Genomic DNA, 10,956 nt, shown 5'->3' with positions numbered 1-10,956 from the left:
TCGCCTATGCCTTCGCTTAGAAAGCGACCAAATTACTGAACAATTTTAGTTCAACTTATATAGTTTGCGCCGCATAAATGTTTTGTGCGATTTTCCGGGTTGTTTAACAGCGGCAGTGGGAAAACAAAAAAAAGAACCCCAAGAGAGCTTTGACTCTGCTTGGGGTAAAACATCAAGTAACCTTGTAGAAACTAAAATAGATAATGTTTGTTTTGCTTTTCAAATACCATAGTTAGTCCAATTTTATCCTTTTAACTAGATTTCCATTGGCATCGTATTGTAATTGGAAACTTTCTCCTGATGGGAGTAGAATCTGGATTAAATGCCCGTCAATATCATAAAAATAATTTGGTATGACTACCTCAGCGCTTAGCGATATGTATACCCAGCCCGCATTATAAGATCCAGCTTGACCGGTTGAAATCAAATCGGCTCTGCCGTCTCCATTTATATCTCCAAATCCAAACAAACCATTATCGTCTAACTTTTTGCCCTTTGAGTCCCAAGTCCATATTGGAAATCCTTCTCCGTTACTTAAGGAGCTGTATACCCAACCTGCATTTGAACCTCCAGATTGACCTATTTTAATGAGGTCGCTCTTCCCGTCACCATTCATATCTTCAAACCATACCGAATCCTTGTCATTCAACATCTTACTTCCTGAATTCCAGGTCCACCACGGGAATCCTTCACCTGTACTTATCGATACATATAACCAACCTGCATTTCCACTTCCAGGAAGACCTCTGGATATCATATCTACCTTGCCATCGCCGTTCACATCTTTGAACCAGGCGATGCTATTATCATCCAACATCCTGACTCCGGAATTCCATGTCCATCCTTGAAAACCGGTTCCGGTGCTTAAAGACACATAGACCCAGCCTGCATTGTATTGCCCTGGTTGCCCCTGTGCAATCATGTCTACCTTCCCATCGCCGTTCACGTCTTCAAACCAGAACTGACCTTTATCATCGAGCACCCTACCTCCCGAACTCCACGTCCAGTCTGGATATCCTGTCCCATTACTCATTGCTACATATACCCAACCTGCATTTTCATGGCCTGGGAGTCCTCTAGAAATTAGATCTACTTTCCCATCTCCATTTACATCTTTAAACCAGACGGAGCTATTGTCATCCAACATCCTGACTCCAGAACTCCATGTCCATCCTTGAAAACCGGTTCCGGTACTTAGCGAAACATAGACCCAGCCCGCGTTAGGTTGCCCTGGTTGCCCCTGTGTAATCATATCCACCTTGCCATCGCCGTTTACGTCTTCAAACCATATTTGCCCATTATCATCCAGCATCCTTCCTCCAGAATCCCAGGTCCACCATTGAAATCCTTCTCCTGTACTAAGGGACACATAGACCCAGCCTGCATTTTCACTCCCTGGAAGACCTCTGGCTATCATATCTGCCTTCCCATCGCCGTTCACGTCTTTAAACCAGACAGAGTTATTATCATCCAACATCTTGACTCCGGAATTCCATGTCGATGAAGGAAATCCAGTATTTAAAATATAGGGCAGGGATGGGGGAACAGTTACAATTTCTGAACTTAGTGATACAAAGACCCAACCTGCTTTGGAATCGCCCGATTGACCAGTTACTATCAAATCAGTTTTGCCATCCCCATTTACATCACTCAACCAGACTGAATCTTTATAGTTAAACATCCTGTTACCTGACTTCCATGTCCAAGGTTGATAACCTACTCCTGTACTCAAGGAAACATAAATCCATTCTTCATGGTTACCTCCGGAGTGTATCCGTGCGATCATATCGCTCTTCCCGTCACCATTCATATCTTCAAACCATACTGAATCCTTGTCATTCAACATCTTACTTCCCGAATTCCAGGTCCACCATGGGAATCCTTGGCCTGTACTTATCGATACATATAACCAACCTGCATTTCCACTTCCAGGAAGACCTCTGGATATCATATCGACTTTGCCATCGCCGTTCACATCTTTGAACCAAACGGAGCTGTTATCATCCAACATCCTGGCTCCTGAATTCCATGTCCAGCCTTGGAATCCACTTCCGGTGCTTAAAGATACATATAACCAGCCTGCGTTATATTGTCCCGGTTGCCCCTGTGCAATCATATCTACCTTCCCATCGCCGTTCACGTCTTCAAACCAGAACTGGCCGTTATCGTCGAGCATCCTACCTCCCGAACTCCACGTCCAGTCTGGGAATCCTGTCCCATTACTCATTGCTACATATACCCAACCTGCATTTTCATGGCCTGGGAGTCCTCTAGAAATTAGATCTACTTTCCCATCTCCATTTACATCTTTAAACCAGACGGAGCTATTGTCATCCAACATCCTGACTCCAGAACTCCATGTCCATCCTTGAAAACCGGTTCCGGTACTTAGCGAAACATAGACCCAGCCCGCGTTAGGTTGCCCTGGTTGCCCCTGTGTAATCATATCCACCTTGCCATCGCCGTTTACGTCTTCAAACCATATTTGCCCATTATCATCCAGCATCCTTCCTCCAGAATCCCAGGTCCACCATTGAAATCCTTCTACTGTACTTAGGGAAACAAATATCCAGCCTGCATGCGTAGAACCCGGCTGCCCCTTTGCAATCATATCTGCCTTCCCATCGCCATTCACATCTTTAAACCATACAGAGCTATTGTCATCCAACATTTTTACTCCCGAATTCCAATTCCATGGCTGAAAGCCAGTACCTTCATGGTAGTCAATCAGTTCTGTTGTTGGATCAATAACAATTGGATATTGCAACCCTTCATCATTTAATGTAATTTCAAGAATGGTCCTGTTGTTATCTTCTGTAATTGTCGTCTGAATCCGATCATATCGCTTTTCCCCACTCGAAGTATCCTTTATCCATAATGGAGGGATTTTGAAATTCACTTGACCTAATGAATCCACAAAATCAATAGATCCATCCTCATTGAGGTGATGGTTGACATTTTTTGTTTGTAATTCGAATTTGAACGTTTTCGGGGCATTATGATCTAAAAGATGAAGCTCCATTTTTAACTGATTATTCTCTATGTGATAGTATAAATCCGTTTCATTCCATAAACGGGGATATACAACTGAATTCCCATCCACCATACCCGTGACCATATTAGTCTCTTCTGCCCGGTAAACTACAGACTGATCATAGACTGAAAATGACAGAGACGGATTCCCCACTTTGTTCAGCTTTACCTTAAAATTATTGGTAAGCATACTGTATGTATAATCGGAATCTGTTGAATCCTCTCGAAGAGTTGTGTCGATATCTTGCCAATCTTCTCCGTCAAAATAACGGGCGGAATCAGCTAATGCTGAATTTGTTTTTACAGCGTTCACATGATTTGGCCGCACTTCCTGCGGGTTCGATATTAATGAACCTATGGCCTGATTATAAGGATCTATTTGATAGGTATCTGGATTAGATACACCATTTATTCCCATATTCATTGGGCTTGGAATTGGAAATGTGATATTCGGGTTTGATTTTGCTTGTGCATACAGACTACTCATAATTGAATAAACTAATATACCTAAAATTAAATTGCACACTAAAAATTTATCCATTTTTTTCGTGAACATATATAAATTTCACCATCTCTTTCATGTTCATTTCTTTTTGTATTCCCTTCTATACAGCTTAAAGAGATCTTAATTTTAATACACCGATTTTATCATGGCTGAGGCTGTATACAATCTCATAAGTCATATCCCAGTCAGATTAATAATGTTCAACCACTCGAATCACGTCTATAAGAATTACAGCTTACTATGTACTAATAGTTCATGATGACTCTGCTGATTTGTGGATTCCAGTTCGTTCCTCCAGCATTCCACTTCATCTTCACATAATCTACAGTTTTTGAAGTACTCAACGTGTATATATACTGTATCCAACTGCCCTCTCCATCACTGATTACCGGCGTTGCTGCACTCCATTCTACTCCGTCCATAGACGTGTAAAAACTAAAATGCCGAATGAGCTCTAGTGTTGGGTGGTAGTACGCTACTGCTTGAAAATCACGAATTCCTTCTTGTTTCCATATAATTTCTTCATCTCCTGTTGTAGAACGTGCCGCTCGTGATGAGTCATTATCCATGTCAGCATTGGGTGTCGTATCCAATACCACATTTGTGTGACTATAACTTCCACTCCAATCATTCAAGTTGTCCACTCTGCTTTCCATATTGGCTATATAATTCATAAGAACCCTGCTAATTTGCGGATTCCAGTTTGTTCCTCCGGCATTCCACTTCATCTTCACATAGTTTACAGCTGTTAAATCACTTAACGTGTATATATATCTTATCCAATTGCCCTCTCCGCCGCTGATTACCGGGGTTGCTTTGTTCCATACAACTCCATCCATAGATGTATAGAAGCTAAAATGGTGAATTGGATCTAAAGTTGGGTGGAAGTAGGTCACTGCTTGAAAATCCCGGATTCCTTCTTGTTTCCATACCATTTCTTCTTCGGTCGATGTCGCACGGGCCACTCTCGAACTGTCTCCTCCAAAGCTTGCACTGTTCGCATTATCAAAAATCAGATTAGCGCTATGACTGAATGTCTGGCTCCAATCGTTAAGCGTATCCTCTTTTTTCTGCACATTAAGTTCGTAGTTAAGGACTACCTTGCTGATTTGCGGGGACCAAGCTGCTCCCTCTGTATGGTTCCAACGCATCTTAATGTAGTTTGCTCCCGTTAAATTTGTCAGGGTATACACATGTTTATTCAACGTCCCTGTGCTCTTTGTAATCAGCGGTTTCGTCTGTAACCAATGGGTTCCATCCATTGACACGTACATATCAAATTGGGTAGTGTTTTCCACTGCGTATGTAATCGCTTGAAAGGTCTTGGTTCCTTCTTGTTTCCACACGATTTCTTCATTGGACAGTGTGGTCCGGGATACTCTTGAGCTATCATCCCCAAAGCTGCCACTGTTCGCGATATCAAAGGCAAGATTGTTACTGTGGCTGTAGGTTTGGCTCCAATCGTTAAGCGCATCCTCTCTTTTTTGAATACTGGACTCATAGTTAAGGATCACCTTGCTGATCTGCGGGGACCAGGTTTCTCCCTCTGTATGGTTCCACCGCATCTTGATATAGTTTGCTCCCATTAAATTTGCCAAGGTATACACATGTTTATTTAATGTCCCTCGACTCTTCGTGATCTGCGGTTTCGTCTGTAACCAATGGGTTCCGTCCATCGACACGGACACATCAAATTGCGTACTGTCCTTCATGCCATATGTAATTGCTTGAAAAGTCTTGGTTCCTTCTTGTTTCCATACAATCTCTTCATTTGTCAGTGCGGTTCGGGATACTCTTGAGCTATCTCCCCCAAAGCTGCCGCTGTTTGCGGTATCAAAGGTTAGGTTACTGCTGTGGCTGTAGGTTTGGCTCCAATCGTTGAGCGTATCCTCTCTTTTTTGAATATTCGGCTCGTAGTTAAGGATTACCTTGCCGATCTGCGGAGACCAGATTTCACCCTCCGTATGATTCCACCGCATCTTGATGTAGTTTGCTCCTGTTAAATTTACCAGGGTATACACATGCTTTTTCCATGGCCCCGAAGTTTTTGTGATCAGTGGTTTCGACTGTGACCAATTGGTTCCATCCATTGATACGTACACATCAAATTGGGTGGTGTCTTCTACTGCGTATGTAATCGCTTGAAAGGTCTTGGTTCCTTCTTGTTTCCACACGATTTCTTCATTGGACAGTGTGGTCCGGGATACTCTTGAGCTATCATCCCCAAAGCTGCCACTGTTCGCGATATCAAAGGCAAGATTGTTACTGTGGCTGTAGGTTTGGCTCCAATCGTTGAGTGAGTCTTCTCTTTTTTGAATATTCGGCTCGTAGTTAAGGATTACCTTGCCGATCTGCGGAGACCAGATTTCACCCTCCGTATGATTCCACCGCATCTTGATGTAGTTTGCTCCTGTTAAATTTGCCAGAGTGTACACATGTTTTTTCCACGGCCCCGAAGTTTTTGTGACTAGCGGTTCCATCTGTAACCAATTGATTCCATCCATTGACACCAATACATCGAATTGGGTAGTATCCTCTATGGCGTAGGTAATCGCTTGGAAGGTCTTAGTTCCTTCTTGTTTCCATACGATTTCTTCATTGGACGATGTGGTCCGGGACACTCTTGAGCTATCTCCCCCAAAACTGTCACTGTTTTCGGTATCAAAGGTTAGATGATCAGTGTGACTGTAGGTCTGACTCCAATCGTTGAGCGTATCCCCTCTTTTTTGAACATTTGGCTCGTAGTTAAGGATCACCTTGCTGACCTGTGGGGAATAGGCAACCCCCTCCGTATGGTTCCAATGCATTTTAATATAGTTTGCTCCTGCTATATTTGCCAGCGTATATACATGTTTTTTCATTGTTCCTGGAGTCTTTGTGATCAGCGGTTTGGTCTTTATCCAATTGGTTCCATCCATCGACACATACACATCAAATTGAGTGGTATCTTCGAGGGCATAAGTAATCGCCTGAAAAGTTTTGATTTCCTCTTGTTTCCATACAATCTCTTCATTGGACAATGTGGTCCGGGACACTCTTGAGCTATCTCCCTCAAAGATAGTACTGTTCTCGATATCAAAAGTCAGATTATCAGTGTGACTGTAGGTCTGGCTCCAATCGTTAAGTGTGTCTTCCAATGTAAAAAAGTCCTTTAGGACGGTCTTATCTAGCAAATTACCGTTCAAGTCATATTTGAATAATTTAATTTCCTCTGAGCCAATTTCATAAACTAACCGTCCGGACTCATCGTAATATGAATCGTTATTCGAATAAGGCTGCGCCCCTGCTAAATCTTCTATTAAGCATATTGTTAGTAAAAAGAAAAAAAAGCCAAAACAAATAATTTTGAAAAAATTTCGGTATACGCCTGACATTGAATATCCTCCCACTTAGTATTAGTTCATACCAATCAATCTAACAGAAAGAACTTGTCGAATGTTGTAATATTATGTCGTTGACTAATATATATCAGAAATTGTAACTTTTTTTGATGATGTAACTTCAATATAAATGAATATTTCCATATAATCACAAAATAATAGATCTCTCATATGTTGTCTGTTGTAGGGGGAATTAAATAGGCTTCTACAAATCGGTAACACCCAAACACCAGAGAGAACAGTTCTCACTTGTCCATTTTGATGACGCATATTTTCGTAAACACTACCTTAAGTCCCACTCAATTCCGCGAGGCTATAAGTAATGTTTTCGTCTGTTTTCTCACTTATTCCTAGATTTATAACTTCGACACCTTGGAGATGTTGGAGGAATATTGTCACAGAATCTTTCTTTTAGATATCATCAATGGAAGAGAGTAGCGCTTTATTTTCCCTTATTACTTTTCCAGCTCAAAACGTTTGGATTGTCAACAGAAAACTGGACAATATTTATGATGGGATTTTTCTAAATTCAATGGGAGTGAGATATCCCAAGGTGCCATGAATTCGGTGGTGGTTGAACTAGTGGACATAATCGCTGAGTTCAAGAGTTAGCTGCTCCGAGTTCAAGAAATGAGCATGGTTAGCAAATTCCGTCTTGAAAATCTTAAATGTGGCTTCGGCAACAGCATTGTCGTATGGGCAGCCTTTTTTGCTTAGTGAGCGTTCGATTCTAAAGGTTTGTAACGCCTGAGAAATCAGCGTATTATCGAATTCTTTACCCCGACATTTGGATCCGATCTAATCGGACAGAAATGCTTGCAATCGCCTTGTAAACCAGCGTTGCTGTCTTTCTCGGACCGCTACTAAACCCAATGATTTCACGGTTAAATAGATCAATAAACAAGCAGACATACTGCCATTTCCCTGCCACTCGTACATAGGTTAAATCACTGACAACAACCGTATAGGGCTCCTCTTGCTTGAACTGACGTTGTTGTTAATTGCTAACTTTAGCATCGTTGGCATCGGATTTGAAAGGCTTGAATTGGACAACTGTATAATTCGATACCAAACCATGCTTTTTCATGATCTAGCCTATCTTATGGCGTGAGGTATGGAACGATTTCTTCCTCAACTCAATTATGATTTTGGGGGTTCCATAGTTGTTTCGGCTGGCAGCAAATATATCCAAAACAGCGTTCTCCAGTTGCTGTTCAAGTTCATTTTCGGCAGATTCAGGGTTGTAATTATAGGAACTTCGTGGAATTTGCAGGACTCTACACATTGCTGATACCGAGTATTTGTGAGCATTATGGCGAATCACATTTACTTTCGTCCCATGATCAGCGCGGCTTGCTTTAAAATGTCGTTCTCCATCTTAAGCCGCTGATTTTCTTTACGTAAAGCAAGGAGCTCGTTTTCCTCAGGGGTACGGTTTGCTTTCTCCGAAAAGGAACCGGAAGTTTGACTTTGTTTGATCCATCGATCTAATGCTATTGCACTCAGGTCGTATTCACGAGCAATGTTGGCTCGGGTCTTTCCGCTTTCATATTGCTGAACCATCTAGCTTTTAAATTCGTCTGAAAATGTACGTCTTTCTTTCGGCATCGTAGATTCGCTCCTGTCTGATGTCTTCATTCTACTAGCCCTCAATTCCAACTTACTATAGCCGATCCACGTTTTTCCATCTTCTCGCTTCTTCAACCACTTGAATTCGTTCATTACGCCTATTTATTTTTTGGTGAAAAGCTTCTCGCTCCACGGGACTCATAGCCCTTAATTTTTGAATTGCCTCATTGATATCTCTATCGTTTCCATCACCATCGAGCTCTTTTTGCCTTTGAGAATACCCCCATTCTACACCTTGATCCCAAGCAGTTTGGAGCTCAAATGCAACTTTATCAGAAAGCTCTTCTGTCGGTATTTCCATTACTATAGAGCATCAATAATGCCATCAGCTACAAGAACAAGAAACTTACCATCGCTAATTACAGATTTGTACAACAGTTCCGATCCCGATGTCACTACTATAGTTGATACCCGTATAAGCAATACGAGATTTCATATACATTACAATTTTCATAATATTACTATGAATATATAAATCTTCTCTTACTCCATCATACCTTTGGTAATAATAAGACAAAAACCGTCAGTAATGATCTGACGGTTTTGTCTTCATCTCAAATATAAGACTACTTCTCTGTACGAACGCCCTTGAATTTACCGCCAGATGTCTTCTGATCCATAATACGCCCAGTATCTGCATCTCGCTTAGCCCAATTTCCGTTTGGAGTTTGAAATTGAGTACGCTCAGTAACTGCACCTTTACGATAACCGCTGCCTGAATTCTTTGCCATTTTAAAAAACCTCCCTATATTATTAATTTTAGTATTTTCGGCTCCCCTGCGGCATACCTACGTCCGCACGCCTTACCGTTCCTTCTTCCATGACCCCCGCGCTCAGCCACTTTCGGATTAATTTCAACATCCGCCTGTCATTGATGCGCATCTGCACCAATTTCATCAGCTTTTCTTGGTTGATGTTATCGAAGTATCCTTGGATATCGACGTCGATGACCCAATTTCCTTTGCGGTTACATGCTTTCCGGATTCGTTCCAGCGCGCCTTTTGCACTTCGTTTCGGGCGAAACCCAAAGGATACCTCCTTAAAATCAGCTTCAAAGATGGGTTCAATGACGAGTTTCGTTGCCATCTGTATGACTCGGTCATACACGGTCGGTATCCCCAGCGGTCTGGGTTTTCCATCTTTCTTCGGGATATAGTGTCGCCGTACGGGCTGTGGATGGTAGGTACCTTCTTTCAGTTCTCGCTCGCAGTTCTTGAGAAAACTCACTTCTCCCTGTTCCTCAATGTCTGCCAACGTCACGGCATCTACGCCTGCCGCTCCCTTATTCGCTTTTACTCGTCTCCACGCTTCGTACAGCACATCCCCGCGGTAGACTTTATCATACAGGGCATGGAATTTACGCTTGTTGTTCTCCTTGGCCCTTCCTTGGGTTGGACTTTCATACGTGCCTCTGGGCACGCTAAAAGTAAAAGCCGTTCGATGCCCGAGAGGCGTTGAACGGCTTCAAATAGAACACATAAACTATTAATCCCGTATCACTTGAAAAATAGCTTGAAATACAAAAAGAAAGATGCAAGATACCCAAGCGGCATCACCAATTCACAACAATTGAATTTCCCTTTAAACATAGCTAGATCTTCAAAAAATGCTATAGGCCCCAAGATGTATAATACTCATCAGCGTTTATTCGTTACATCCCAATGTTTCTGAAATCCTGTGGATCAAGTCCAACTCCAACAAGTTATGTCAAAAATGTATAAAATAAAATTCCGCTTCAACTCCAGTTTCACCTAATTAAGCCATGAACCTTCCTTTGGTAAAATTTCTTCTCATAAAAAAGAAAAAGCCCTTAATAGCAAGGTTTTTGCCACTAAAGACTTTCAAATATTAAGACATTTCTAAACTCAAATTCTATGACAAAATATCTTCAAACCTGTGACAAATTACATTAAAATGCACATTTTTTTATGCAAAATCACACAAACCTATATACTCAATTACATCTCCCGTATCCGCAGTTGCTGCAATTTTTGCAGCCTTCACTATTAATGAGTGAGGCTGAGCCGCATGATGGACATAGATCCAGTGAGATAGCCGAGTTCCGATTGACTGCATACTGTGCAGTCGTCTCCATAATGACTTCCTGCGTTGCCGTTACATAAGCATCGGCTTCGTTCGGGGCACTTCCGTGCATTTCCAATGCCTGAGCCACTGCATCAGCAATAGATTCCACTCGATTAGGGCCAAAGCCGATTGCACCCGATCCACCTATACCCTTCAGATGCTTCGTTAACAGCTGGACTTTATTCCCATGATCACCATAGCGCAAGAATAGCGAGCATACTCGTCCAAGAGCCTCGGACATCGCAAATACGTCAGAGCCCGCCTTCCCAACGTTCAGGAATACCTCGCTCGGTGAGCCATTCATCTCGTTAATGGTAATGTACG

At 42.1% G+C, this 10,956-nt stretch carries 6 protein-coding genes and 1 pseudogene; all 7 read right to left on the bottom strand.

All coding sequences use genetic code 11. The features are described 5' to 3' along the window. Positions 1 to 232: 232 nt before the first annotated feature. The gene (locus tag OB236_RS14695; RefSeq protein ID WP_262684680.1) at positions 233 to 3,589 is read right to left on the bottom strand and encodes an FG-GAP-like repeat-containing protein; all 3,357 of its coding nucleotides are present in this window, start codon (positions 3,587 to 3,589) and stop codon (positions 233 to 235) included. A gap of 194 nt (positions 3,590 to 3,783) precedes the next feature. After that, on the bottom strand, positions 3,784 to 6,912 hold the full coding sequence (locus tag OB236_RS14690; protein ID WP_262684679.1) for a hypothetical protein: 3,129 nt from the start codon (positions 6,910 to 6,912) through the stop codon (positions 3,784 to 3,786). Between the two features lie 513 nt (positions 6,913 to 7,425). Further along, positions 7,426 to 8,481, bottom strand: a pseudogene (locus tag OB236_RS14685) (IS3 family transposase). A 100-nt stretch (positions 8,482 to 8,581) separates the two neighbouring features. Further along, positions 8,582 to 8,848 (bottom strand): hypothetical protein, encoded by a 267-nt coding sequence (locus OB236_RS14680; protein WP_262684678.1) that lies wholly within the window; start codon positions 8,846 to 8,848, stop codon positions 8,582 to 8,584. 265 nt (positions 8,849 to 9,113) lie between these two features. Next, on the bottom strand, positions 9,114 to 9,278 hold the full coding sequence (locus OB236_RS14675) for a hypothetical protein (protein WP_262684677.1): 165 nt from the start codon (positions 9,276 to 9,278) through the stop codon (positions 9,114 to 9,116). 28 nt (positions 9,279 to 9,306) lie between these two features. Next, the gene (locus OB236_RS14670) at positions 9,307 to 9,966 is read right to left on the bottom strand and encodes a reverse transcriptase domain-containing protein (RefSeq protein WP_262684676.1); all 660 of its coding nucleotides are present in this window, start codon (positions 9,964 to 9,966) and stop codon (positions 9,307 to 9,309) included. Positions 9,967 to 10,501: 535 nt separating this feature from the next. Continuing rightward, the coding region (locus OB236_RS14665; RefSeq protein WP_456299778.1) for a TSCPD domain-containing protein at positions 10,502 to 10,956 on the bottom strand (455 nt) is incomplete at its 5' end.

This window comes from Paenibacillus baimaensis, from assembly GCF_025567575.1.
The sequence above is the reverse complement of the archived record's forward strand: the minus strand, read 5'-3'. Positions and strand labels throughout refer to the sequence as shown.